This is a genomic window from Lysobacter auxotrophicus, assembly GCF_027924565.1.
Lineage (GTDB): Bacteria > Pseudomonadota > Gammaproteobacteria > Xanthomonadales > Xanthomonadaceae > Lysobacter_J > Lysobacter_J auxotrophicus.
Genome location: NZ_AP027041.1, coordinates 1,877,518 through 1,902,086, shown reverse-complemented (window position 1 = coordinate 1,902,086; position 24,569 = coordinate 1,877,518). Strand labels below are relative to the sequence as shown.

Here is a 24,569-nt window from a genome sequence, read left to right as displayed (position 1 = left end):
AGCATGGTCAATGTATTCCCGGGCGTGTGACGGGAGAATTGGACGTTTTGTCCTATCGTCCGGACCGGTTGCCTCTGTCAGGCTATCGTCGCATCCTCTTATGTCCCATCGGCGATCCTTCCATCGGCCGGTCCATCGAGTGTCTCGCGCGATGTCCACTGTAAACCCCACTGCTTCCACCCACGATCACGGCACCAAGGCGCACACCGACGTCGCCCCGGGCGAAATCGCCGTCGGCGTCGTCATCGGGCGCGCGTCCGAGTATTTCGACTTCTTCGTCTTCGGCATCGCCTCCGCGCTGGTGTTCCCGGCGGTGTTCTTCCCGTTCCTGGACCGCCTCCAGGGTGCGCTGGCGGCCTTCGCGCTGTTCTCCTTCGCATTCATCACGCGGCCGCTGGGTACTGTCCTGTTCATGTCCATCCAGCAGCGCTGGGGACGCGGCATCAAGCTGACGCTTTCCCTGTTCATGCTGGGCAGCGCCACCGCCGGCATCGCGTTCCTGCCGGGTTACGACACCATCGGCATGGCCGCCATCGTGCTGCTTGCGCTGCTGCGCATGGTCCAGGGCATCGCGCTGGGCGGTTCGTGGGACGGCCTGCCGTCGCTGCTCGCGATGAACGCGCCGAAGGGTCGCCGCGGCTGGTACTCGATGCTGGGCCAGCTCGCCGCGCCGGTCGGTTTCATCGTCGCCGCGAGCGTCTTCGCCTTCCTGTATGCGAGCCTGAGCGAGGACGACCTGCTCTCGTGGGGCTGGCGCTATCCGTTCTTCGTCGCCTTCGCGATCAACGTCGTGGCGCTGTTCGCGCGCCTGCGCATCGTGGTGGCGGACGAATACCAGAAGAAGATGAGCGAGCTGGAACTGGAACCCACGCCGATCGGCGAGTTGTTCCGCGCGAAGGGGCGCCACGTGGTGATCGGCGCGTTCGCCGCGCTCGCCAGCTACGCGCTTTTCCACATCGTCACGATCTTCCCGCTCTCGTGGATCCTGCTGTATTCGCAGAAGTCCATCGTCACCTTCCTCATCGTGCAGATCATCGGTGCGTTCATCGCCTGCGGCGGCGTCGTCGCGTCGGGCCTGATCGCCGACAAGGTCGGCCGGGCACGCACGCTCGGCGGCCTGGCGCTGCTGATCGCCATGTTCAGCGGCTTCGCGCCGACGCTGATGGGCAGCGGCGATATCGGGCAGGCGGCGTTCGTGCTGATCGGCTTCGCCCTGCTCGGCCTCTCCTACGGCCAGGCGGCGGGCGCGGTCACGGCGAACTTCGGCCGCCGCTACCGTTACACCGGCGCGGCGCTCACGTCCGACCTCGCGTGGCTGATCGGCGCCGCGTTCGCGCCGCTCGTCGCGCTGGGCCTGTGCTCGCAGTTCGGCCTCGCATGGCTGGGCGCGTACCTGCTCTCCGGCGCCATCGGCACGCTCGCCGCGCTGGGCATCAACCGCGCGATGAACTACAAGAGCTGACGTTCGGGGCTACCGCCCCGCTCCACCGATCGGACGGAACGCCCGCGGCTGATCCCCGCGGGCGTTTTCGTTGATGCGCTCCCTGCCGCGCCTCAACGTCGCGTCAGGTCCAGATGCGTCAGGTACAAGCGCAGATCGAATTCGAGCTGGTGGTAGTCCGCTTCCATGTGCGTGCACAGCTGGTAGAAAGCCTTGTTGTGCTCGGCTTCGCGCATGTGCGCCAGCTCGTGCACGACGATCATCTTCAGGAAGTCCGCCGGCGCATCGCGGAACACGGTGGCGATGCGGATCTCGCGACTGGCCTTGAGCCGCCCGCCATGCACGCGCGAGATGGCCGTATGCGTGCCCAGCGCGTGCTTCATCACCTGCAGCTTGCTGTCGTAGACGACCTTGCCCAGCGGCACGGATTTGCGAAGGTGGCGGTCCTTCAGCGCCTGCACGTAGTCGTACAGCTGCGCGTCGTTTCGCACGGTATTGGGCTGGTCGTACCGGTTCGCGAGCATCGTGCCCAGCCGGTCCTCGTCGATCAGCTGGCGCACCCGCGCCAGCAGGTGTTCGGGGTAGCCGGAAAGGTATTTCAGCGTGTCCATCGGCGGGAAACAGGGGGCGACGGCAGTATCATGGGGCCGAATCCCCCCGCACGAAACCGCGACATGGCGAAGGCGAATCCGCTCCAGGAACAGCTGCTCAAGGCAGGCCTGGTCAAGAAATCCAAGGTGGCCGAGGTCGCGCGCGAGCAGAACAAGGCGCGGCACGCGAAGGCGCCGGCCGAACGCAACGAAATCCAGGTGGAAGCCGAACGCGCGCGCGCCGACAAGGCCGAACGCGACCGCGCGATCGAAGCCGAACGCAAGGCGCAGGCCCGCGCGGCGGAACTGCGGGCGCAGGCGCGCCAGATCATCCAGGACCGCAAGGTGCCGCGATCGGGGGAAAGCGAATACCGCTTCACCGAAGGCAACACGATCCGCACGCTGCTGATCAACGACGACCTGCGAAAGAAGCTGTCCTCCGGCGCACTGGTGATCGCGCGCATCGACGATCGCTTCGAGCTGCTCCCGCGCGCCGCGGCCGACAAGGTACGCGAACGCGACCCGGGCATGATCGTGCTCGATCATGGCCTGGAAGCCGGCGCGCAAGCCGATGCCGCGACGTCCGAGGACGACGCCTACTACGCGCAGTTCAAGGTGCCGGACGACCTGATCTGGTGATCGCCACGCGCGACGACCAGCGGTCGCGCGTTTTCACCGCTGCCTAACGATTGCAGGCGTGTATTGGCGGCTCGCCAACCGGGTTGCCGCCATGGACATCGGCCGTCGCACCAGCGTCGTCACCGCACACGCCACCCGGTTCGGTCGAACCGCGTGCGTGCTCGCCGCCTTGATGATGGCGTCATGCGCGACGACGCCTACGCCGCAGTTCGAACGCGCCGACACGCGGCATGCGGTCGAGCGCCCCGAACGCATCCTGGTCTACGACTTTGCCGGCACGCGCGGCGACCTGCCGCCGGATTCGCCCATCACCGGTTACTTCGAGCAGAACGAAGCGCCGCAGACCGGCGAGGACGTCGAACTCGGCCGCCAGCTTGGCCGCCAGGTCGCGCAGCAGGTGGTGGCGCGCCTGCGCGCGGCGGGCATCGACGCCTATCCCGTCGGCGCGGGCCCCGTGCCGAAACTCGGCGACGTGGTGCTGCGCGGCGAGTTCGTATCGATCACGCCGGGCAGCCGGACCACGCGCGTGCTGATCGGGTTCGGCGCGGGACGCGGGGAACTGAGCACGCTGGTGGAGGCGTTCCAGATCACGGCGACCGGTCCGCGTTCGCTCGCCACCGCGGAAGCGAACACGCAGGGCGGCCGCCTGCCCGGCGTGCTGCTGCCGCTGGGCCTCGCGAGCGCGGCGGGTTCGGTCGCGACCAGCGCCGCGGTGTCGGGCACGTCGAATGTGATGCAGGAACGCGGCCCGGAGTCGATACGCGCCGCGGCGCAGCGCACGGCGACGGGCATCGCCGATTCGGTGATCGCCATCTATCGCCGCAATGGGTGGCTCGCGGCGGGCGCGGGGACTGGTGTTCCCTGACCCGCGGCCCCGGGTGCGCTTCGCTTATCCGGGCTACGAATGCGCGTCCAACGGATCGCCGATGGCCTACCGGATCGTGTTCTTGTAGATCCGCCCGTCCTTCACGATCACGCGGAAGTTCTGCTGCGGACGCGTGATGATGCGGATGTCGCTCAGCGGATCGCCTTCGACCAGCAGCAGGTCGGCGAGCGCGCCCACTTCGACCACGCCCAGGCGACCGGGATACGGATTGCGCTTGCCCGACAACGCGAGCAGCTGCGCGTTGGTGCTCGTCGCCATCGTCAGCGCTTCGGCGGGCGTGTACCACTTGGTCAGGCTGGCGAGCAGTTCGCCCTGTCGGCGCGCGAGCGCGGCGGAAAACAGCACGTCGGTGCCGAAGGCGGTCTTCAGTTTGTACTGCTTCGCCAGGCGATACGCGCGGTCGGTTCCGGTGAGCACTTCACGTCCCTTCGCGTATTCCTCCGAATCTGGCGGGAACGCGCGCAGCAACTCTTCGGGCAGCGGCTGGATGCTCAGCCACACGTTGCGATTGGCCAGCAGCTGCGCGGTGGCCTCGTCCATCAGGTTGGCGTGCTCGATGCACTGCACGCCGGCTTCCACCGATTGCCGGATCGCCTCCGGCGTGTACGCATGCGCGGTGACGTAGGTGCCCCAGTTGTTCGCGCCCTGCACCGCCGCGCGCAGCTCTTCGGGCGTGAAGGTCACCACGTCCAGCGGACTGTGCGGCGAGGACACGCCGCCGCCGGCGGTGAGCTTGATCTGCGAGGCGCCGCGCATCAGCTGCTCGCGCACACGCGTGCGGACCTCGTCCGGCGTGTCGGCGATGGCGGTGTCGCCCATGGTTTCCATGCGCGAATCCGCCGACCCCAGCGTGCGGGGCAATTCCTCCGGGCTGCGGAAATCGCCATGCCCGCCGGTCACGCTGATGATCGCGCCGGAGGGATAGATGCGCGGCCCGGCCTGCCAGCCTTCGTCGATCGCGCGCTTCAATCCGAACGAGGCGCCGCCCAGGTCGCGCACCGTGGTGAAGCCACGTTGCAGGGTGTCGGAGGCTTCCGCGCCGGCCAACAGGTTGAGGTAGCCGGTGCCCGCCTGCATGGCGACGGGGATGCTCGGCCGCACCGCGAGCGTGTGCCAGTGCACGTCGATCAGCCCGGGCATCAGCGTGCGGCCGCCGCCGTCGATGATCGTCATGCCCGGCTGCGCGGCGGACACGTCGGACGGCCCGATCGACGCGATGCGATTGCCGCGCACCAGCACGTCGGTGGCCGCCTGCAACGTGGGATCCACGCCATTGAAGATGCGCACGTTGCGGAACAGCACGCTGGTCTGCGCAGGCGCCGCGGCGGCGGGTGCGTCTGCCGGCGCGACCGGCGCGGCATCGCGCGCGGTGATCTGCGGCGCCTTTTCGCTGCAAGCCGCCAGCGACAGCACGGCGGCCACGACGATCATCCTGAGCGGGGCCATGCGCGCGATCCCGGCGTGAATTGTTGGGCCTGCTGTACGCGCGATGCGGTGAACGATGCGTGACGGGATGCTTACCACGGCGTTCACGACCCCACCGCATGACGGGCGCTAGCGTGCCGCCCGATGCCGACGACGCCTGTTGCACCTTCCTCTTCGACCCACCGGCGGCGTGCGACACGATGGATCGCCGCCCTCGCCCTGCTCGCATCGCTCGGCGCGGCGGCTGCCGATGCACCGGACTGCAAGGCGCGCCTGCTCGAGTCGCTGGGTTGGCGCTTCATCGCGACCGACGCATCGCAGGTGTCCATCGAACCCGGCACGCCGTGCGACCGGGCGAACCTCGCCGAGGCACAGGCCGCGGGCGATCTCACGGTCCGCATTCCGCGTGGCCTGGATGCCGCCGCACGCGCGCGCCTGTACGACGAACTGCTCCGCCATCCCGCGACGCGATGCGCGTACGGCTACGCACTGGGCGACGCCGCGCGGCGTGCCGCCGACAAGCTCGCCGCCAATCCCGGCTACAGGTTCTCCGGGCTGCAGCTGGGCTGGATCGGCTTCGGCCCCACCGGTTCCCGGCGCGACGGCTGGGAACCGATCGCCTCCTTCGGCCGGGGCTACCAGCCGCGCGGCGCGAACTCGCGCGCGATCGACGCGTTCTACCGCGGGCACGTGCGCGCCGAATGCGGCGTCGGCCGGCAGGTCGCCCAGTACGCGACGCAGGCGGAACTCTACGGCCCGGAAGGCTTCGACGCCGAGTTCGACGCCGACGAGATCGTGATCGGCACCTTCAACCGGCTGCACGACACGCGCAGCATCCTGCTGGGCTCCTCGGCGGGCGACTTCACGCGCGACGGCCTGGCCGTCGACGCCTCGCGCGCGGGGCGGCAGGCGTTCATGGGCCTGCCCGGTTTCATCTTCCATGTCTTCGACTGGCGCAAGCTCGACGACCTGAACAACCAGGCGGAGAACTTCGTCGTCTACGACGTCGACGCGGACGCCGCCGCGGCCCTGCGCGAACACGGTGGATTCGAGCACTACAACGAACGGAACCAGGCCATCTGGACGCTGGCAAAGTCGATGCCCGTGCACCGCCCCAGGCGCTATTTCGAGCGGCTGCTGTTCGAGCGCGACGCCGCGCTCCGCGCGAGCCTGCCGCCGCAGGCGCAGGCGACGCTCGCGCAGCTGGACGCCGAACTGGCGGACCCGTTCTATCGCGGCTTCCGCGTTTACGTGCACCGCCAGGGCGTGAAGCCGGTGGGCTTCCACATCGCACGGCTGCTCGACCGCAATCCGCGCACGCCGTTCCGCATCGAACTGGCGCTGCACAACCTGCATACGACGCTGTTCGAGCGCTACGTGGCGTACCGGCTGCGCCAGTGCGCGAACGCCAGCCCGCCTTTGTAGCCGGGTAAGCGCAGCGCACCCGGGGACACCCCGGCCGCCCTCCAGCTACAAGCGGGACCGTCAGCCGCCTTGACCTCTTCCACCCCGCTCCGGCGTTATGCTCGGGGATACCCTGGGGACGAGGGGTGGCATGCATGTCGTGGGTGCAGATCGCGTGGCCGATGCTTGCCGCCGCCAGCCTGACGCTGGGGCTGATCCATGCGCTGATCTGGATACGCCAGCGGTCGGTGCCGCAGCACCTGGCGTTCGCGTGCGCGGCGGTGTCGCTCTCGATACTCGCGATCCTGGAGCTGATGGCGGTGCACGCGCGCGGCGCGCACGAGCTGGGCACGCTGATCCGCTGGATGCACGTCCCGACCACCGCACTGGTCGTCTCGCTGGTCGTCTTCACCCGGCTGTCCTTCGGAAACGCCTACCTGTCGCTGGCCGCCACCGCGATCGCGCTGCGCCTTGCGGGACTGGTGGCGAACTTCACCATGGGCGCGAACCTCAACTTCGCCGCCATCCAGGAAGTCGGGCGCGTGCGCTGGCCGGGCGACGTGTGGGTCGCCTACCCGATCGGCGCCGCCAATCCGTGGGTCGTGCTCAACCAGCTGAGCAACGTGTTGCTGGCCGTCTACATCGCGCTGTTGCTGATCTCGATGATGCGTTCCGCCGACGCCCAGCTGCGCCGCCACGCCATGATCATCTGCGGCGGCTGGCTGCTCTTCATCGGCCTGCTGATGCTGTCGTCGCTGGCGATGACGCTCAACTTCGGCAAGACGCCCTTCATCGGCACGCCGAGTTTCGTCTTCGTCATCGCGGCGATGAGCTACCAGCTCGGCTCGGACCTGCTGGAGTCCAACCGCCTGGCGGCGCGACTGCGCGAAAGCGAGGTCGCGCGCCTGCAGGGCGAACGCGACCTGCAGCACGCCGCGCAGGCCGCAGGCGTGGGGCTGTGGTCCTGGAACATCCCGGACGATCGCATCGTCGGTTCGTCCAAGGCGCAGGAATGGTTCGGCGAACACGACCACGAATGCGTGCTCGCCAGCGTGATGCGCCGCATCCACCCCAACGATCGTCCGCACCTGCGCAGCGCGATCGAGGACGCCTGGGAATCGGGCACGTTCACCACGACCTTCCGTCTGGCGCGCAACGAACCCGAACGCTGGCTCACGGTGACCGGCGAGATGGAATTCGACGCCCAGGGCCGCGCGCTGGCGATGCGCGGGGTCGCGCGCGACGACACCGACAGTCGCCTGTCCGGCGAGCGCTTCCGCGCGCTGCTCGAAGCCGCGCCCAGCGCGATCCTGCTGATCGACGAAGCCGGGCGCATCTGCCTTCTCAACGCCGAGGTCGAGCGCATGTTCGGCTACGCGCGCGAGGAACTGCTCGGGCGCGACCTGGAGCGCCTGCTGCCCGAATCCATGCGCGGCGCGCACGTGCGCCATCGCCAGATGTACAGCCTGGGGCCGACCAAGCGCGTGATGGGCAACGGCCATGAACTGCACGGCCTGCGGCAGGACGGCACGGAATTCCCCATCGAGGTGGGCCTCAATCCGATCCGCTTCGGCGACCAGACGCTGACGCTGGCCGCGGTGACCGACACGTCCGAGCGTCGCCGCAAGGACGCCGAGCTTTCGCTGCGTCGCGACGAGGTCGCGCACCTGTCGCGCGTGACGATGCTCGGCGAGCTGTCCGGTTCGCTCGCGCACGAACTCAACCAGCCGCTGGCCGCAATCCTCAGCAACGCGCAGGCCGCGCAGCGCATGCTGCTGCGCAATCCGGAGGACCTGTCGGAAATCGGCGAGATCCTGTCGGACATCGTCGACAACGACCGCCGCGCGGGCGATGTCATCCGCCGCCTGCGCACGCTGCTGCGCAAGGGTTCGCAGGACCTGACGCGCATCGACATCAACGAAACCGTGCGCGAGTGCCTGCGCCTGCTGCGTAGCGATCTACGCAATCGCGACGTGGTGGTGGTGCTGGACCTCGCGCCGGGGTTGCCGGCGATCGAGGGCGACCAGGTGCAGCTGCAGCAGGTGCTGCTGAACCTGATCTTCAACGCCTGCGACGCGATGGCCGGCGAGGACGGCCGCCACCTGACGGTGCATTCGCACAGCCGCCGCGACAGCGTGCGCCTCACCGTCGCCGACGACGGCCCGGGCATCGCGACCGGCATGCACGAGCGCATCTTCGAACCGTTCCAGACCAGCAAGCCCAACGGCCTCGGCCTGGGCCTGGCGATCTGCCGCACCATCGTCGAATCGCATCGCGGCCGTTTGTGGGCCGAAAACGGCGCGGGCGGCCGCGGCGCGCACCTGCATATCGAGCTGCCGGCGGCCCGGGTGGAGTAGCGGGTGGTGGGCGTGTTGGCGTGTTGCGCGCGCATTGAAGGCGCAGCTCTTGTAGCCCGGGTAAGCGAAGCGCACCCGGGATGTGCGACGAAGACCCCGGGTGCGCTTCGCTTACCCGGGCTACAAAAGCGCAGTGCTTGCTTTTGCGCTTGCTGTTGCTGTTGCTGTTGCTGTTGCTGTTGAACAGCCTATTCGTCGCTAGCCCCAACGGGCGCCGCACATGGATGTGCGGCGGTGAGCGCTGAGCCATGGATGGCGAATCGCGAACGCGCCCTTGCTCCGTCCGGTCGTGGGATTGATTTGTCGGGGAACTGCCCTTTCTTTTGGTTACTTTTCTTTGGGCAAGCAAAGAAAAGTGACCCGGGCGCCGCAGGCGATCGGAAGCTTGGCTTGTGATTCTTCTTCTGGAGAGCACACGGGAAAGCGTGAAACGTCCCTGGATCCCCGCCTTCGCGGGGATGACGATCAAGAGCGGGAGCGGAGCGGCGAGAGCAAGAGCAACATCAACATCAACATCAACATCAACATCAAAATAGGTTCCAGCTTTCGCTGGAATGACGGTGGGGTGTTCGCCGCAACGAGAATGACGGTGCGGTGTTTGCCGCAACGAGAATGACCGCTGGGTGCTCGCCGCCACGAGAATGCCGGCGGGGTGCTCGCCGCCACGAGAATGCCGGCGGGGTGTTCGCCGCCACGAGAGTGCCCATGCGTTGCCGGCCTGGGTCCCGGCCTTCGCCGGGATGACGATTATTCGCGAGCGTGAACGCGCACGAGCCCGCGCTACGCGTCGAGAACGCCTACGCCAGAACGGGATCGAGCGTCCGCCGAAAGGCCGACAACCAACCGCAGCGCCCCACCCTCACGCCACGTGCGCCCGCTCCGCCAGCCGCACCAGCTCCGCCACCGAGCGCACCCCCAGCTTGTGCATCACGTGCGAGCGATGCACCTTGATCGTCTTCTCCACGATGCCCAGGTCCGCCGCGATCTGCTTGTTGAGCCTTCCGGCGAGCACGTGCTTGAGCACCTCGCGCTCGCGCGGCGTCAGCACGGCGAAGCGCATCGACACGCGGCACTGCTCCTCGGCCTGTGCGCGGGCGCGCTGGTCGTGTTCCAGGCCGCGCGACACCGCTTCGATCAGCGCATCGGCCTCCACCGGTTTGGTGAGGAAGTCGATCGCGCCGTTCTTCATCGCGCATACCGAACTGTGCACGTCGCCGCAGCCGGTGAGGAAGATCACCGGGCAAGCGATGCCGCGGCTCTCCAGCAACGCCTGCGTCTGCAGGCCGTCGATCTCGGGCATCGACAGGTCCAGCACCACGCAGCCGGGGATGTCGGGATCGTAGCGTTCGAGGAATTCGCGCGTGGAGCGGCTCGCGCTCACCGCGAAGCCTTCCGTTCGAAGGATGCGTCCGAGCGCCACCAGCACGTCGGAATCGTCGTCGACCATATGCACGACTGCGGACATCGGACTACTCCTTGAAGAGCCACTCGATGCAGACGCCGGACAGCCGATTATTCGGACATTGCGGCGGCCTCGTCCAGTGCCTTGAGCGTCTTCGCGCGTCGTCGCCCCGCGCGTCGTCACGTCTCGCAAGAACCATGCCGCCGCCTGGACACGCGCGTTCTAGGGCCAAGGGCCAATTGAACGCATTTCCGACGTGTCCTCTAGTGGCCCCATGGCCGGACGCCCCCTCACCATTGCCGTCGTGGACGATGAAGAAGACGTCCGCCACGCGCTGCACCGCCTCCTGCGATCGGCGGGATTCGAGGTCCTCGTCTACGCGACGGGCTCCGAATTCCTCCGCCACGCACGCGAAAGCGCGCCGCATTGCGTCGTGCTCGACCTTCACATGGCGGGCCTGAGCGGCTTCGACGTGCAGAACCAGTTGCAGGAATGGGCGCTGCCGCTGCCGGTCGTGGTGCTCACGGGCAACGACACGGCCGAGGGACGCAGGCGCGCACTGGACAGCGGCGCGAAGGCGTTCCTCAGCAAACCGGTGGACGACGAAGCGCTGATCGGCGCCATCCTCGATGCGGTGGGACCGCGCGGGGCGGGCGCATGAGCGCGAAGGCCGAAGGCGCACGACCATGAGCCCAGCGAGCACGAACCCCCGCGATCCACGCAGCGTCCGCCGCGGACGCCGCGCCCTGCCCCGCGTGCTGCTCGCCCGCACGGTCCTCGCATCCGCGCTCCTCACGCCGTGCCTGGCGCACGCCTCGCTGCTCAGCGGCGACGCGCTGGACGCGATGGCCAACGCGGTGGCGTGGCTGGCGCTGATCGTCGTGCCGGTGGTGCTGATCGCGGTGTTCTGGATCGTCCACATCCTGCCCGAGCAGATCGCCGAGAAGCGCAAGCATCCGCAGCTCGATGCGATCAAGACGCTCTGCCTGCTCTCGCTGGTGTTCGGTGGCCTGCTCTGGCCCCTGGCGTGGCTGTGGGCCTATACGCGGCCCGTGCTGCACAAGATGGCCTACGGCACCGACACCATCGACCACCACGGCCACGGCGGCGACGCGCTCACGCCGCTGCACGATGCCGAAGTCGGACCGGCCGTCGAACCCGCCGCGGAACCCGAGCCCGTGCCGGGAACGCGCCCGCGCGCGGTCGAAACGCAGGCCGAAGTCGACGACATGCGCCGTCGGATCCGTTCGCTGGAAATGGCGCTTGCGATGGGCGAACGCCCCGGCGAGCGTTCGGCGCGCACCACGCCCGGCGGCGACGAGGAGTAAGCCATGGAAATCATCCTGCTGCTCATCTACTCGTTCTTCGTCTGGCTGATCTTCTTCAAGTTCAAATGGCTGCCGTGGAACTTCGTCAGCCAGATCATCGTGGTCTCGCTGCCGATCTTCGCGCTCACCGCGATGATCCTGATCCTCAACGTGGTGGCGCCCTCGTCCTCCGACGTGCGCGTGATCAACTACGTCGTGCAGGTCGTGCCGCGCGTGGCGGGCCGCGTGATCGAGGTGCCGGTCGAGGCGAACCGCCCCGTGAAGAAGGGCGACGTGCTGTTCCGCATCGACCCGGTGCCGTACCAGCAGGAGCTCTCGACGCTCGAAGCCAAACTGCCGGAAATGATGGCCAAGCTCGACACCGCGATGGCCTACCAGCGCGAACTCGACGAGCAGCTCAAGGCCGCGCGCTCCACGCGCGACGCGTTGTCCACGCGCCTGCAGCTCGCCGCCAGACGCGAGAAGCAGACCGCCGAACTCGCCAGCACCGGCGCGGGTTCCAAGTTCGACCAGGAACAGGCGCAGACCGAAGCGGCGAGCCTGCGCTCGGAGCTGGCGTCCACGACGGCGGCGATGGCGCAGGTGCAGCAGAAGATGTCGGCGAAGACGCGCGAAGGCCAGCTGTCGGAAGTGGCGCAGGCGCGCGCCGCCGTCGAACAGCTCAAGGCGCAGATCGTCCAGGCGCGCTGGCAGCTGGAACAGACCACCGTCTACGCGCCGGCCGACGGCAGCGTGATCAACCTGCAGCTGCGCGAGGGTTCCTACGCCGCGAACCTGCCGCTCACGCCGGTGATGAGTTTCGTCGAGAAGGAACAGTGGGTGCTGGCGATGTTCGCGCAGAACGAACTGGCCAACGTCGCCGCCGGCAACGAGGCCGAAATCGCGCTGAAAACCTACCCCAACCGCATCATCAAGTGCGCCGTGGACTCGGTGGTGTGGGCCTCGGGCACCGGGCAGATGCCGATCAGCGGCATGGTTCCTCAGAGCGGCACCAGCCCGATCCCGCTGGGCCGCATCGCCGTGCGCCTGCGCCCCACCGGACGCGACAAGGACGTGTTCATCTCCATGGGCGCGCAGGGCCAGGGCGCGATCTACACCGAACACGGCAAGCTGCTGCACATCATCCGCAAGGTGATCCTGCGCGTGGGCAGCAAGCTCGACTGGCTCGTGTTGAAGCTGCACTGAGGCCGCGATGAGCGAAGGCGCCGCGATGGGGTTCGCGAGCACGACCCGCCAGGGCAGGACGCTCGCGGCCGCCTTCCTGCTGGTGGTCGCGACCGGCTGCGCGGTGCTGCCCGAACCGACCGGCGACGAAGTGCGCGAGCAGGCGCTGGGCTATACGACCATCCCGCCGAACTGGTCCGCGCAGGCGAGCGCCGCACAGGTCGACGAAGGCTGGCTGGCGAGCTTCAACGATCCGGTGCTCACGCAGCTCGTGCACGAAGCGCTGGTGCACAACCCCGACCTGCTGATGGCCGCCGCGCGTGTCGAACAGGCCAACGCACAGGTCGATCTGGCCGAATCGAAACTCAAACCGGCGCTCGGGCTGCTCGGGCGCGCGGGCTCCAAGCCCATCGCCGATCTCGTGCCGCTGCTCAGCGGCGTGATGCTGCGGCTGAGCTGGGAGCTCGACCTGTGGGGCCGCATGCGCTATGCGCGAAACGCCGCACGCGCGGCGCGCGATGCCTCCAGCGCCGACTACCGCTTCGCGCAGCAGTCGCTGGCCGCGAGCGTCGCGCGCGCGTGGTTCGTCGCCAACGAAACGCGCCTGCAGATGGCGCTGGCGGCCGAGATGACCAACGCCGGCACGAAGCTGGTCGAGTTGTCCGACCAGCGCGTGCGCGTCGGCGCCGGCACGCAGACCGACGTCATGGTCGCGCAGGCGAACCTCGCCACCTACGCCGATGCGCAGCAGCAGATCGAACTCGCGCACCGGCAGGCGCTGCGTGCGCTGGAGCTGCTGCTCGGGCGCTATCCGGGCGCGGCGCTGGACGTCGCCGGCAACCTCACGCCCTTCCCTGCGCCGGTTCCGGCGGGCATCCCGGCCGACGTGCTCGCACGCCGGCCCGACATGATCGCCGCCGAACGCCGCGTCGCCGCCGCGTTCGACCTGGTCGGCGAAGCCAAGGCCGCGATGCTGCCCACGCTGACGTTGTCGGCCGGCTACGGACGCATCAGCAACGAAGTGGTCGAAGTGCGCGACGACCTGGAACAGACCACGTCCAGCGTCGCGGCGACGGCCGTGGTGCCGATATACACCGGCGGCGCACTCACCGGCCAGGTCGCGCTGCGCACGGCCGAGCAGAAGGAAGCCGTCGCCGACTACGCGCGCCGCGCACTCAACGCGCTGGACGAAGTCGAGGACGCGCTCACCGCCGAGCGCGTGCTCTCCGAGCGCGAACGCATCCTGCGCGAAGCCGTCCAAGCCAACCGCGACATCGTGCGCATGGAGGAATCGGCGTACCGCATCGGCCGCGCCGACCTGCGCTCGGTCAGCCAGCGCCAACTCGCGGCATGGGCCGCGGAAACCGCGCTGCTGAGCGTGCAGCGCGAACGGCTCAGCCGCCGCGTCGACCTGCACCTGGCGCTCGGCGGAAATTTCGGCACGCCGGCGGAGGTGGCGCCGGACGCCGGCGCCGCACCCGCCGCCCATTGAGGACGCAACGATGCGATGGCTGCTCCTGCTCATGCCGTTGGCGATCGCACTGGAGCACTACGCGCCACAGCGCTCGCTGCTGATCTTCCTGGTCGCCGGCATCGGCATCGTGCCGCTGGCCTCGCTGATGGCGCAGGCGACGGGCTCGCTCGCCGTGCGGCTGGGCCCCGGCATCGGCGGCCTGCTCAATGCGACGTTCGGCAACGCGGCCGAGCTGATCATCGCGCTGGCCGCGTTGCGCGAAGGCCTGCACGGCATGGTGAAGGCGTCCATCGCCGGCACCATCATCGGCAACATCCTGCTGGTGCTGGGCGTGGCGATGGTGCTGGGCGGTACGCGCCATGGCGAACAGCGCTACGACGGCCGCTCGGCGCGCACGCAGGCGACGATGCTGACGCTGGCGGTGATCGCGCTGATCATGCCCGCCGCGTATGGCGCGATCGTGCCCGACACGCAGGAACGACTGGACCCGATCAGCGCGTGGATCGCCGTCGCGCTGCTGCTGGTCTACGTGGCGAACGTCGCCTACACGCTCATCGCCAGCCGCGCGATCCGCGCGCGTGCGCCCGCCCAGAGCGATCCGGCCGCGGCCGACGTCCACGACGCGCACCACGCGCCGCAATGGAGCCCGAAGAAGGCGGTGATCGTGCTCGCCGCGGTGAGCCTGGGCATCATCTGGCTGAGCGAGATCCTGGTCGGCGCGGTGGAGCCGGCGAGCGAGGAACTGGGCCTATCGGACGCCTTCACCGGCGTGTTCGTGCTCGCGGTGATCGGCGGCGCGGCCGAACAGGCCACGGCGATAGTGGCCGCGCGCCAGAATCGCATGGACCTGGCGATGTCGATCGCGCTCGGCGCCAGCGTGCAGCTCGCGTTGCTGATCGCGCCGCTGCTGGTGCTGCTGAGCTACGTCATCGGGCCGCATCCGATGGGGCTTGTGTTCGGGCCGGGGCTGGTGATCATCATCCTGTTCTCGGTGATGATCACCGGGCAGATCACCAGCGACGGCCGCACCGACTGGCTGCGCGGCGTGCAGCTGCTCGCGGTGTACCTGATCCTCGCCGCGGTGTTCTTCTACGTGCCGGACGTGACGGGGGCGCGATGAACGCCGCGGCCGCGCCAGCGCGCTCCTTCCTCGACCGGCGCCGCTACGCGCTGCTGTTCTATTCGCTGCTGCTCACCGTGGCGATCGGGCCGCTGCTGGAGGCGATGAACTTCGGCCGCACCGCGATGGAAGCGTTCCTCGCCGTGAACCTCATCGCCGCCGTGTTCCCCATCGTGCTGAACGCCGAACGCCGCACGCTGTTCGCGCTGATCGGCCTGGCCGTGGCGCTGCGCTGGATCGCCACGCACGGGCCCAACGCACCGGCACTGGCGATCCTCGGCGCGGCGACGTGGGGCGTGATCGCGCTCATCGCCGCGTACCGCGCGGTGCGCTACTCGCTGTCGAGCGTGCGCATCGACGCCGAACGCGTGTACGCCGCGCTCAGCGCGTACCTGCTGATCGGCGTGTGCTGGGGCGTGGTGTACGCGGCGATGACGCGCGCCCTGCCCGGCTCGCTGCTCGCCGGCGGCGTGGTACCACCGGCCGGCCTGGGCATGGGCGATGCCATCTATTTCAGCTTCGTCACGCTGGCGACGCTCGGCTACGGCGACCTCACGCCGGCCACGCCCGCGATGCGCGGACTGGCCGTATTCGAAGCGGTGATCGGCCAGTTGTACCTGGCGCTGCTGGTGGCGCGCCTGGTCGGGCTGCAGACCGCGGCGCATTCCCGATGACCCCGATTTCCGCGAAGGAGCGATCCATGAACACCCGCATCGCCATGCCACTGACCGCGTCGATCGCCGCGCTGCTCGCGTTGGCGTCCATGCCGGCCCGCGCGATCGAACCGCTGGATACCTTCAGCGCACGCATCGGCGGCTACGTCACCGACTTCGATACCCAGGTGCGCGCCGACGGCGAAACCCGCACCGGCACCGAGATCGACCTGCAACGCGATTTCGGCCTGGACAAGAGCAACACGGTCGCCATCGTCGGCGTCACGTGGCGGCCGTTCGACAACCACGAATTCGGCCTGTCCTACTACCAGGACGACGCCGACGCGACGCGACGCATCAACCGCGATATCGACTTCGACGGCACCGTCTACGAAGCCGACAGCACCGTGCGCGCGGGTTTCGACCTGGACGCCTACGACCTCTATTACGTCTGGTGGGCCGCCAACAACGAGCGCTGGGCGCTCGGCCCGCGCTTCGGCCTGGTCTGGTACCGCATGCGGCTCGGGCTGGACGTCGAGATCGATTCGGCCGGCAACCGCATCGACGGGGCGATCAGCGAAACCGTGGACGCCGACCTGCCGGCGCCGAGCATCGGCGGCAGCTGGCGCTGGGCCCCGCTGGAGCAGTGGCGGTTCTCGGCCGACGTCGGCTATTTCTCGGCCGACGTGAACGACATCGATGCCGACATCACCTTCGGCCGGATCGGCGTGGAGTGGTTCCCGTGGGAACGCACCGGCATCTCGCTCGACTACACGCGACGCAGGATCACCGCCGATGCCGAGCGCTCGGACTTCATCGGCAACCTCGAGTTCATCGACAGCGGCTTGCGCCTGGGCCTGACGTACCGGTTCTGACGCCACCATGCGACCGACGCGCGCGAGCGAGGGGGCAAGGAAGCGGACGGTGCGGGCGATCGCCTCGTCGCTCGTCGCGGCCGTGCTCGCCGCGATGCTTTCGGCCGCCTTGCTGCTGCCGGCGACGTCCGTCGCGCAGACCGCGGCACCGGCGACGACGCCCACCCCTGCCGTCGGCCACGCGCCCGCCACGCTGAGGTACTTCAACCGCGACATCGTGGTCCTGCGCGTGCCGTTCTTCGGCAATTCGCCGGCGCGCCGCGCCCGCGTGGCCGAGGCGAACATCGCGCGCATCATCGACGAGCCCGGCGCGGCGAAGGTCGGCTACGAAGTCGTCCCGCAGGGCGTGGCGATCCTGATGTCGGGGCAACTGGTCACCGTGCTGGTGCCGGGCGACCGCGACACGTTGCGCGGGCAGACGCTGGACCAGCTGCGCGCGCAGACGGTGTCGCGCCTAACCGTCGCCGTGGACGCCGCCGAACAGGCACGCATGCCGCAGCGCGTGCTGGAGGGCCTGCTGTGGGTGGCGATCGGCACCGTCGTCGCGTTCGGCGCGCTGTGGCTGCTGCGCAAGCTGGTGCTGCGCGTGCGGCACCGCGTCGATGCGTGGGTCGCAAGACGGCTGTCGCAGCTGAAGAGCGAATCGGCGCGACAGATGCTCTCCGGGCTCATCGCCAGTGCGCGCGGCCTCGCACGGCTGGCGATGTGGCTGATCGTGCTGCTCACCTTCGAGGAGTGGCTGCGCTTCGCGCTGGGCCGCTTCCCGTACACGCAGCCGTGGGCGAACGCGATGACCGACTGGATCGCCGCGCGCACCGCGGGATTCGGTGCGGCGATCCTCTCCGCCCTGCCCGGCCTGTTCAGCGCGCTGCTGATCTTCCTGCTCGCGCGGCTGGTGACGCAGGCGGTGCGCATCACCTTCCACGGCGTGGAATCCGGGCGCTTCCAGCTGCTGGGCGTGGACCAGCAACTGGCCGAACCCACGCGCAAGATCGTGACCGTGCTGATCTGGCTGTTCGCGCTGGCGATGGCCTACCCGTACCTGCCCGGCGCGGAAACCGAGGCGTTCAAGGGCCTGAGCGTGTTCGTCGGCCTGATGGTGTCGCTGGGCGCGTCGAGCATCGTCGGCCAGGCCGCGGGCGGATTCACGCTGCTGTATTCGCGCACGATGACGCCCGGCGACGTGGTGCGCATCGGCGAAACCGAGGGCACGGTGCAGCAGATCGGCCTGTTCACCACGCGGCTGCGCACGCCGCTGGGCGTGGAAGTGAGTTATCCGAACAACGTCGTGCTGGGCGGGATGCTGCAGAACTTCTCGCGCCACCCCGACGGGCCCGGCATGTGGATCGAATCGAAGGTGACCATCGGCTACGACGCGCCGTGGCGACAGGTGCATCGCCTGCTGCTGGACGCCGCGCAGCGCACGCCCGGCGTGATGGCGACGCCGGCGCCGTTCGTCGCACAGGCGGCCCTGTCGGACTTCTACGTCGAATACGTGCTGCGCGCGCGCATCGCCGACGTGCAGCAGCGGCTGATCGCGCGAAGCACGCTGCACGCCAACATCCAGGACGCGTTCAACGAAGCCGGGGTGCAGATCATGTCGCCCAACTACGAGGCCGATCCGGAAGCGCCGAAGATCGTGCCGAAGGCGCAGTGGGAAGGCGGCGCCATCGCGCGCGAACCCGCCGAACGCCGCGACGCTTCAGCGTGATCCGTTCACGTTCCACGCGCGGCAAGTTCCGTGCCCGACGCGCCTGCATTCCATGCGAAGACCTTGGGCCAAGGGCCAATTTCACGCTGGACGGCATCGTCCTACGTTGAGCGTCGCCGACATGCGCCTGCCACTCGCCGCGCTCCCATCCCCCGCCCAACCTTCCGGTGCCCCATGAACCAGGACGTCCACTCCGAGCCTCAGCGCACCCTTTCCAGCGTCCTCATGGCCGCATCGCTCCGCGCCGACCAGTGGCGCCACCTGAACGCGAGCGCGCGCGCGTGGGCCGATGCCCGCCCCGACGCGGCGGCGAAGCATCGCGCGCGATGCCAGGAGCAGCTCGACGAGGTGCTGCGCATCGAGCACTGCTGGGCGTATCCGGGCGAGCGCCTGCTCGGCGCGCTGCGCGAGGCGCTCGACCAGGGCGATGCGGCATCGTTCGCGCGCTACGCGCAGAAGATTTCCGCCGCGATCCTCTCCGGCGACTACCGCCGCGACGAACAGGTCTGGAGCCTGGACGACGAACTCGATCGCACGACGCTGGACGCGCTGCCGCCGGACATCGGGGGCCTCGCCGACAAGCCCTATTTCGAAGTGCTCGTGGTGACGCCGAGCGATCCCGCGCAGTGGGCGCGTTCGAAGGACGAGATGCGCCGCATGCGCCGTCCCGAAGACCAGTTCCACTACGCCGCCGTGCACGCCGGCAGCTTCGAGGACGCCGCACTCGCGATGATGGTCAACACCGACCTGCAGGCGGTGGTGCTCATCGACGGCTTCGGCTTCGCCTCGCGCCACGACGTGCCGGACCTCAAGGCGTTCATCGCGCGCCACATCCACGTCGATCCCGATGAACTGCGCCCGGGCACGCTCGCGCTGACGCTGGCCGCGACGATCAAGGGCTACCGGCCCGAACTCGACCTGTACCTGCTGTCCGACCGCGCGCCCGAAGCGCTCGCCGGAAGCGACGAGGCCGCGCCGCTGCGCCGCGTGTTCCACCACGTCGAGGAGCCGATGGAGATCCACCTGTCGATCCTCGACGGCATCAAGGACCGCTACGAAACGCCGTACTTCGACAACCTGAAGAAGTACGCGCTGCGTCCCATCGGCACCTTCCACGCGCTGCCGATCGCCCGCGGCAAGTCGATCTTCGGATCCAACTGGATCCGCGACATGGGCCACTTCTACGGCACCAACATCCTGTTCGCCGAATCGTCCGCGACGACCGGCGGCCTGGACAGCCTGCTGGAGCCCACCGGCAACATCAAGAAGGCGCAGGAAGCCGTGGCGCGCGCGTTCGGCGCGAAGCGCGCGTACCTGGGCACCAACGGCACGTCCACCTCGAACAAGATCGTCGTGCAGGCGGTGTGCAAGCCGGGCGACATCGTCATCGTGGACCGCAACTGCCACAAGTCGCACCACTACGGTTTCGTGCTCAGCGGCGCGCAGCCGTACTACGTGGAAGCCTTCCCGCTCACGCAGTATTCGATGTACGGCGCGGTGCCGCTGCGCACGATCAAGCAGGCGCTGATCGACTGCGCCGCGGCGGGCAACCTGTCGCGCGTGAAGGTCATCGACATGACCAACTGCACCTTCGACGGGCACATGTACAACCCGCGCCGGGTGATGGAGGAATGCCTGGCGATCAAGCCCGACCTGATCTTCCTGTGGGACGAGGCGTGGTTCGGCTTCGCGCGGTTCAACCCGCTGCATCGCCGTCGCACCGCGATGGGCGCCGCCGCCGCGCTGACGCAGCGCTACCGCAGCAGGGCCTACCGCGAGGAATACGACGCGTGGAAGGCGAAGCTTGGCGACCGCGACCCGGCGGATGCCTCGCTCATCGACGAACGCGGCCTGCCCGATCCGGACAAGGTGCGCATCCGCGTCTACCAGACCAACTCGACGCACAAGTCGATGTCGGCCTTCCGCCAGGGCTCGATGATGCTGGTGTGGGACGAGGACTTCCACCAGGTCGAAGGCCCGTTCGAGGAAGCGTTCTTCGCGCACACCTCGACCTCGCCCAACCTCCAGCTCATCGCGTCGCTCGACCTCGCGCGCCGGCAGATGGAACTGGAAGGCTACGCGCTGACGTTGAAGATGACCGACCTGGCGCTGAAGATCCGCCGCGCGGTCAACACGCACCCGCTGATCTCGAAGTATTTCACGGTCGCCACGCCGGAAGACATGATCCCGGCCGAGTACCGCGAATCGGGCCTCACCGACTACGGTCCGCCGAACGCCAGCTGGGCCGAGTCGGCCGAAGCGTGGGACTTGGACGAGTTCGCACTCGATCCCACGCGCCTGACGCTGATCTGCGGCGCGGCGGGCTTCGACGGAACGCAGTTCAAGGGCCTGCTCGCCGAGCGCTTCGACATCCAGATCAACAAGACCTCGCGCAACAGCGTGCTGGTGCAGACCAACATCAACAACACGCATTCGGATGCGGCGCTGCTGATCAAGGCGCTGGCGGATCTGTCGCGCGAGATCGAATCGCGGCTGTCGCAGGAAGGCTCGATCGGCCACCAGGTGTTCGCCGACCGCGTGAAATCGCTGATGACCGACGTGCCCGACCTGCCGAACTTCAGCCGCTTCCACGATGCGTTCCGCGAGGACCCGAACAGCGCCAGCAACGAGGGCCACATGCGCCCGGCGTTCTTCATGGCCTACGACGAGGACAACTGCGAGTACGTGAAGCTCGCCAGCGACGAGGTCGACAAGCGCCTGCGCGACGGGCCGGACATGGTGTCGGCGAACTTCGTGATCCCCTACCCGCCGGGCTTCCCGATCATGGTGCCGGGCCAGGTCATCACCGCCGACACGATCGCCTTCATGCGCAAGCTCGACGTCAAGGAAATCCACGGCTACCACGCCGCGCAGGGCATCAAGCTGATCAAGCCCTCGACCCTGGGAAGCCGTCGCGCCACCTCGATGTAGCCATCCGCAGCACGGGCAGGACCCACGTCGGTAATCCACCTTCCGGAGCACGCCGTCATGCAAGGTTTCTTCCAGTTCCTTTCTGAAAACCCGTACATCCTGCTGTTCTTCACCGTGGGCATGGCGGTGCTCGTCGGCAAGTTCGCGGTCAAGGGCTATGGCCTGGGCATGGTGGCCGCCGCGGTCGTCGTGGGCGCCGCGCTCGCCACGTGGGCATCGACCTACGGCGTGAAGCTGCAGCTGGACAACTTCGCCAAGTCGCTCTTCTACTACCTGTTCATGTATGGCGTCGGCCTGCGCGTCGGGCCCGCGTTCTTCAACAGCCTGAAGAAGGACGGCATCACCTTCACCATCCTGGCGGTGATCTGCTCGTTCCTCGGCCTCGGGCTGGTGGTGCTGATGACCAAGTGGTTCGCGCTGCCGCCGGGTTCGGCGGGCGGCATCCTCGCCGGTTCGCAGACGATGTCCGCCGCGATCGGCACGGCCGAGATGGCCGTCGAACAGGGCGCGTACAAGGTGCCGGCGGGCACGACGGTCGAACAGGTGTCGGGCATGATCGCGCTGGGCTACGGCGTGACCTACATCTGGGGCACGGTCGGCATCATCCTGATCTGCAAATACCTGCCGCGCTGGTGGGGCGTGGACGCCCGCAAGGCCGCGCGCGAATACGAGCAGGCGCACGGCGTGCGCAACGTGGACGACGCGGCGCTGACCGGCTATCGCGGCGGCGGCCTGCGTGCGTACCGGGTCGAGAACGTCGAGACCGCCGGCCAGAACATCGCGCAGTTCCGTGCGAAGTTCCCGCAGTACCGCATCGTCAACGTGCGGCGCGGCGAGGATTCGCTGGGTGCATCGCCGGATCTGGTGCTGCTGCACGGCGACGTGGTCGCGCTCGGCGGCCGGCTGGAAGACCTCACCGCGAACCTCGGCCTGATCGGCGCGGAAGTCGACGACCCGCAGGCGCTGAACGTGCCGCTGGACCAGGCGGAAATCCTGGTCACGCAGAAGGACATCGTCGGCAAGCCGCTCAAGGCGCTGGCCAACGAGGGCTTCGCCGGCCAGGTGCAGGTGACGCGGCTGGAGCGTTCGGGCGAACCGATCCCGGTCGGCGCGGAAACCGAACTCAAGCGCCTCGACGTGCTGTTCGTGACGGGCCTGAAGAGCGCGGTCGACAAGGCCGCGGGAATCCTCGGCAAGGTCGCGCGGCCGAGCACGTCCACCGACCTGCTGACGCTGTCCGCCGGCATGGTGCTGGGCCTGCTGATCGGCAAGATCAACGTGCCGGTCGGCGACTTCTCCGTGGGCCTGGGCAACGCGGGCGGCCTGCTGCTGTCGGGCATCTTCATCTCGTCGATCGTCTCGCGCCTGCGCTATTTCGGCAGCACGCCGAACGCCGCGCGCAACATCCTCGAGGACCTGGGCCTGGTGACCTTCATCGCCATCGTCGGCATCAACGCCGGCGCGACGCTGCTGGAACAGCTGACCGGATCGATCGCGCTGAAGATCTTCGTCGCAGGCTTCGTCGCCAGCACGATTCCGCCGTTCATCACCTGGGCGATCGGCTACCACTTCTTCAAGATCAACCCGGCCGTGCTGATGGGCGGCGTCGCGGGATCGCGCTCGCACTCCGGCCCCGCGCGCGAGGCGGCGAAGGAGATCGGCAGCACCGTGCCGTGGGTCGGCTTCCCGGTGGGTTATGCGATCTCCGGCGTGCTCTACACCGTGTTCGGCTATTTCGCGATGGTCCTGTCGCAGTAGGGGCGAAGGAGAGCGACGTGACAACGAAGCGTGAAGCGCGTTACGCGACGGCCGCGGCCGTCGCCTGCATGGCGTGTGCGCTGGCCTCGGCCGCGCACGCGCAGACCACGACCGTGCCGCCGCAGTCCGAACCGGTGGAAGAAACCGAGGACGACGTGTACGTCGACACGCAGCCGACCTCGACCGAACAGGGCCAGACGCGCATGAACGAGGCGTTCGCGCCGCGCGATCGCGCGCAGTGGGTGCGCGACACGCGACGCAAGGCGTTTCGCGACACCAAGTGGGACCTGCAGGTGCGCTCGTTCTACCTCGACCGCGAGAAGTACGACGACACGGGCAGCGAGGCGTGGGCGCTGGGCGGATCGCTCGGTTTCAAGACGGGCTATTTCCGCGACCGGTTCGCCTTCGGCGCGACCGGCTACACCTCGCAGGAACTCTACGGCCCCGAGGACCGCGACGGCACGCTGCTGCTCGCACCGGGCCAGGAAGGCTACACGGTGCTCGGCGAGGTCTACGGCGAGTTCCTCATCAACGAGGACTCGCGCCTCACGCTGGGTCGTCGCGGCTTCGACACGCCGTACATCAACCGCAACGACGCGCGCATGACGCCCAACACCTTCCAGACGGTGCTGTTCCAGGGCCTGTACGGCGGCGACGAAGGCCGGCCGGAATGGCGCGTGGGCGGCGGTTACATCGACAAGATCAAGGAGCGCAACTCCGAGGATTTCGTGTCGATGGCGCGCGACGCCGGCGCCCCCGCCGGCACCGAGCGCGGCGTGTACGCGCTCGGCGCGAACTACAAGGCCGGCGACTTCTCCTTCGGCGCAATCAACTACTACAGCGACGACATCATCAACATCTTCTACGCCGAAGGTAAGTACGGCATCCCGCTGGCGGAGAAGACGAAGCTGAGCTTCTCGCTGCAGTATTCCGACCAGACCAGCGTGGGCGACGAACTGCTGCGCGGCACGGATTTCTCGTCCGACCAGTGGGGCGCGAAGGCCGAGCTGTCGCACGGCGGCGCGCTGTTCACCGCCGCCTACACCACCGCCGGCGGCGACACCAACATGCAGAACCCGTGGAGCGGTTATCCCGGTTTCACCAGCGTGCAGGTGGAGGACTTCAACCGCGACGGCGAATCGGCGTGGATGCTGCGCGCCGGCTACACCTTCCCGTGGATCAAGGGCGCGAGCGTGTATGCGCTGTACGTGGACGGCTCGGACCCGCAATCGCCCACCGAGTACGCGAAGGACGAATACGACGTCAACTTCCAGTGGGCCGTGCCCGACGGTTTCCTCAAGGGACTGCTGTTCCGCATGCGTTACGCGCACGTGCGCCAGGAAGGCCCGGTGGAAACGGACCTGGACGACTTCCGCCTGATGATCTTCTACGACCCGCCGGCGCTCTGAAC

At 68.4% G+C, this 24,569-nt stretch carries 20 protein-coding genes; 17 read left to right on the top strand and 3 right to left on the bottom strand.

Features of this window, described 5'->3' with window-relative positions; all coding sequences use genetic code 11:
* The first annotated feature begins 151 nt into the window (after positions 1-151).
* Positions 152-1,462: an MFS transporter gene (locus LA521A_RS08385; protein WP_281781840.1), complete on the top strand. Its 1,311-nt coding sequence runs from the start codon at positions 152-154 to the stop codon at positions 1,460-1,462.
* A gap of 92 nt (positions 1,463-1,554) precedes the next feature.
* Here LA521A_RS08385 and LA521A_RS08380 read toward each other — a convergent pair whose 3' ends face one another.
* Positions 1,555-2,052 (bottom strand): YgjP-like metallopeptidase domain-containing protein, encoded by a 498-nt coding sequence (locus LA521A_RS08380; RefSeq protein WP_281781839.1) that lies wholly within the window; start codon positions 2,050-2,052, stop codon positions 1,555-1,557.
* Between the two features lie 63 nt (positions 2,053-2,115).
* Here LA521A_RS08380 and LA521A_RS08375 point away from each other — a divergent pair, with 63 nt between their 5' ends.
* Positions 2,116-2,670, top strand: coding sequence for a DUF2058 domain-containing protein (locus LA521A_RS08375; RefSeq protein WP_281781838.1), 555 nt, complete (start codon positions 2,116-2,118; stop codon positions 2,668-2,670).
* Positions 2,671-2,761: 91 nt separating this feature from the next.
* Positions 2,762-3,535 (top strand): DUF4410 domain-containing protein, encoded by a 774-nt coding sequence (locus LA521A_RS08370; protein WP_281781837.1) that lies wholly within the window; start codon positions 2,762-2,764, stop codon positions 3,533-3,535.
* A 66-nt stretch (positions 3,536-3,601) separates the two neighbouring features.
* Here LA521A_RS08370 and LA521A_RS08365 read toward each other — a convergent pair whose 3' ends face one another.
* On the bottom strand, positions 3,602-5,002 hold the full coding sequence (locus tag LA521A_RS08365) for a metal-dependent hydrolase family protein (protein ID WP_281781836.1): 1,401 nt from the start codon (positions 5,000-5,002) through the stop codon (positions 3,602-3,604).
* Between the two features lie 123 nt (positions 5,003-5,125).
* Between LA521A_RS08365 and LA521A_RS08360 the strand changes: the two genes are divergently transcribed.
* The 3 genes from LA521A_RS08360 to LA521A_RS08350 all read left to right on the top strand — a co-directional run bounded on the left by LA521A_RS08360 (position 5,126) and on the right by LA521A_RS08350 (position 9,358).
* Positions 5,126-6,406: a hypothetical protein gene (locus tag LA521A_RS08360; protein ID WP_281781835.1), complete on the top strand. Its 1,281-nt coding sequence runs from the start codon at positions 5,126-5,128 to the stop codon at positions 6,404-6,406.
* Positions 6,407-6,540: 134 nt separating this feature from the next.
* The gene (locus tag LA521A_RS08355) at positions 6,541-8,742 is read left to right on the top strand and encodes an ATP-binding protein (RefSeq protein WP_281781834.1); all 2,202 of its coding nucleotides are present in this window, start codon (positions 6,541-6,543) and stop codon (positions 8,740-8,742) included.
* 274 nt (positions 8,743-9,016) lie between these two features.
* Complete coding sequence (locus LA521A_RS08350; RefSeq protein WP_281781833.1) at positions 9,017-9,358, top strand: hypothetical protein; 342 nt, start codon at positions 9,017-9,019, stop codon at positions 9,356-9,358.
* Positions 9,359-9,601: 243 nt separating this feature from the next.
* On the opposite strand, the gene LA521A_RS08345 is transcribed toward LA521A_RS08350, so the two are convergent.
* Positions 9,602-10,207 (bottom strand): response regulator transcription factor, encoded by a 606-nt coding sequence (locus tag LA521A_RS08345; RefSeq protein WP_281781832.1) that lies wholly within the window; start codon positions 10,205-10,207, stop codon positions 9,602-9,604.
* Positions 10,208-10,418: 211 nt separating this feature from the next.
* Here LA521A_RS08345 and LA521A_RS08340 point away from each other — a divergent pair, with 211 nt between their 5' ends.
* The 11 genes from LA521A_RS08340 (at position 10,419) to LA521A_RS08290 (ending at position 24,567) form a co-directional block, all read left to right on the top strand.
* The gene (locus LA521A_RS08340) at positions 10,419-10,805 is read left to right on the top strand and encodes a response regulator transcription factor (protein ID WP_281781831.1); all 387 of its coding nucleotides are present in this window, start codon (positions 10,419-10,421) and stop codon (positions 10,803-10,805) included.
* A 25-nt stretch (positions 10,806-10,830) separates the two neighbouring features.
* Positions 10,831-11,472, top strand: coding sequence for a DUF3302 domain-containing protein (locus LA521A_RS08335; protein ID WP_281781830.1), 642 nt, complete (start codon positions 10,831-10,833; stop codon positions 11,470-11,472).
* A 3-nt stretch (positions 11,473-11,475) separates the two neighbouring features.
* On the top strand, positions 11,476-12,657 hold the full coding sequence (locus tag LA521A_RS08330) for an HlyD family secretion protein (RefSeq protein ID WP_281781829.1): 1,182 nt from the start codon (positions 11,476-11,478) through the stop codon (positions 12,655-12,657).
* Between the two features lie 7 nt (positions 12,658-12,664).
* Positions 12,665-14,128 carry an efflux transporter outer membrane subunit gene (locus LA521A_RS08325; protein ID WP_281781828.1) on the top strand — a complete coding sequence of 488 codons (1,464 nt, stop codon included), beginning with the start codon at positions 12,665-12,667 and terminating at the stop codon, positions 14,126-14,128.
* A gap of 10 nt (positions 14,129-14,138) precedes the next feature.
* On the top strand, positions 14,139-15,230 hold the full coding sequence (gene cax, locus LA521A_RS08320) for a calcium/proton exchanger (protein ID WP_281781827.1): 1,092 nt from the start codon (positions 14,139-14,141) through the stop codon (positions 15,228-15,230).
* On the top strand, positions 15,227-15,904 hold the full coding sequence (locus tag LA521A_RS08315) for a potassium channel family protein (RefSeq protein ID WP_281781826.1): 678 nt from the start codon (positions 15,227-15,229) through the stop codon (positions 15,902-15,904). The genes cax and LA521A_RS08315 overlap by 4 nt, the downstream gene beginning before the upstream one ends.
* 26 nt (positions 15,905-15,930) lie before the next feature.
* On the top strand, positions 15,931-16,758 hold the full coding sequence (locus LA521A_RS08310) for a hypothetical protein (RefSeq protein WP_281781825.1): 828 nt from the start codon (positions 15,931-15,933) through the stop codon (positions 16,756-16,758).
* 49 nt (positions 16,759-16,807) lie between these two features.
* Entirely contained in the window at positions 16,808-18,469 is a 1,662-nt protein-coding gene (locus LA521A_RS08305; RefSeq protein WP_281781824.1) for a mechanosensitive ion channel family protein, read from the top strand.
* 225 nt (positions 18,470-18,694) lie between these two features.
* Complete coding sequence (locus tag LA521A_RS08300) at positions 18,695-21,400, top strand: aminotransferase class I/II-fold pyridoxal phosphate-dependent enzyme (RefSeq protein ID WP_281781823.1); 2,706 nt, start codon at positions 18,695-18,697, stop codon at positions 21,398-21,400.
* A 57-nt stretch (positions 21,401-21,457) separates the two neighbouring features.
* Entirely contained in the window at positions 21,458-23,158 is a 1,701-nt protein-coding gene (locus LA521A_RS08295) for an aspartate:alanine exchanger family transporter (RefSeq protein WP_281781822.1), read from the top strand.
* Between the two features lie 17 nt (positions 23,159-23,175).
* On the top strand, positions 23,176-24,567 hold the full coding sequence (locus LA521A_RS08290; RefSeq protein ID WP_281781821.1) for an OprD family outer membrane porin: 1,392 nt from the start codon (positions 23,176-23,178) through the stop codon (positions 24,565-24,567).
* Positions 24,568-24,569 lie beyond the last annotated feature (2 nt).

What these genes read in the sequence shown, in the direction of transcription:
- LA521A_RS08385 (WP_281781840.1), top strand. Translation starts at nt 152, where the DNA reads ATGTCCACTGTAAACCCCACTGCTTCCACCCACGATCACGGCACCAAG.
- LA521A_RS08380 (WP_281781839.1), bottom strand. Translation starts at nt 2,052, where the DNA reads ATGGACACGCTGAAATACCTTTCCGGCTACCCCGAACACCTGCTGGCG.
- LA521A_RS08375 (WP_281781838.1), top strand. Translation starts at nt 2,116, where the DNA reads ATGGCGAAGGCGAATCCGCTCCAGGAACAGCTGCTCAAGGCAGGCCTG.
- LA521A_RS08370 (WP_281781837.1), top strand. Translation starts at nt 2,762, where the DNA reads ATGGACATCGGCCGTCGCACCAGCGTCGTCACCGCACACGCCACCCGG.
- LA521A_RS08365 (WP_281781836.1), bottom strand. Translation starts at nt 5,002, where the DNA reads ATGGCCCCGCTCAGGATGATCGTCGTGGCCGCCGTGCTGTCGCTGGCG.
- LA521A_RS08360 (WP_281781835.1), top strand. Translation starts at nt 5,126, where the DNA reads ATGCCGACGACGCCTGTTGCACCTTCCTCTTCGACCCACCGGCGGCGT.
- LA521A_RS08355 (WP_281781834.1), top strand. Translation starts at nt 6,541, where the DNA reads ATGTCGTGGGTGCAGATCGCGTGGCCGATGCTTGCCGCCGCCAGCCTG.
- LA521A_RS08345 (WP_281781832.1), bottom strand. Translation starts at nt 10,207, where the DNA reads ATGTCCGCAGTCGTGCATATGGTCGACGACGATTCCGACGTGCTGGTG.
- LA521A_RS08340 (WP_281781831.1), top strand. Translation starts at nt 10,419, where the DNA reads ATGGCCGGACGCCCCCTCACCATTGCCGTCGTGGACGATGAAGAAGAC.
- LA521A_RS08335 (WP_281781830.1), top strand. Translation starts at nt 10,831, where the DNA reads ATGAGCCCAGCGAGCACGAACCCCCGCGATCCACGCAGCGTCCGCCGC.
- LA521A_RS08330 (WP_281781829.1), top strand. Translation starts at nt 11,476, where the DNA reads ATGGAAATCATCCTGCTGCTCATCTACTCGTTCTTCGTCTGGCTGATC.
- LA521A_RS08325 (WP_281781828.1), top strand. Translation starts at nt 12,665, where the DNA reads ATGAGCGAAGGCGCCGCGATGGGGTTCGCGAGCACGACCCGCCAGGGC.
- cax (WP_281781827.1), top strand. Translation starts at nt 14,139, where the DNA reads ATGCGATGGCTGCTCCTGCTCATGCCGTTGGCGATCGCACTGGAGCAC.
- LA521A_RS08315 (WP_281781826.1), top strand. Translation starts at nt 15,227, where the DNA reads ATGAACGCCGCGGCCGCGCCAGCGCGCTCCTTCCTCGACCGGCGCCGC.
- LA521A_RS08310 (WP_281781825.1), top strand. Translation starts at nt 15,931, where the DNA reads ATGAACACCCGCATCGCCATGCCACTGACCGCGTCGATCGCCGCGCTG.
- LA521A_RS08300 (WP_281781823.1), top strand. Translation starts at nt 18,695, where the DNA reads ATGGCCGCATCGCTCCGCGCCGACCAGTGGCGCCACCTGAACGCGAGC.
- LA521A_RS08295 (WP_281781822.1), top strand. Translation starts at nt 21,458, where the DNA reads ATGCAAGGTTTCTTCCAGTTCCTTTCTGAAAACCCGTACATCCTGCTG.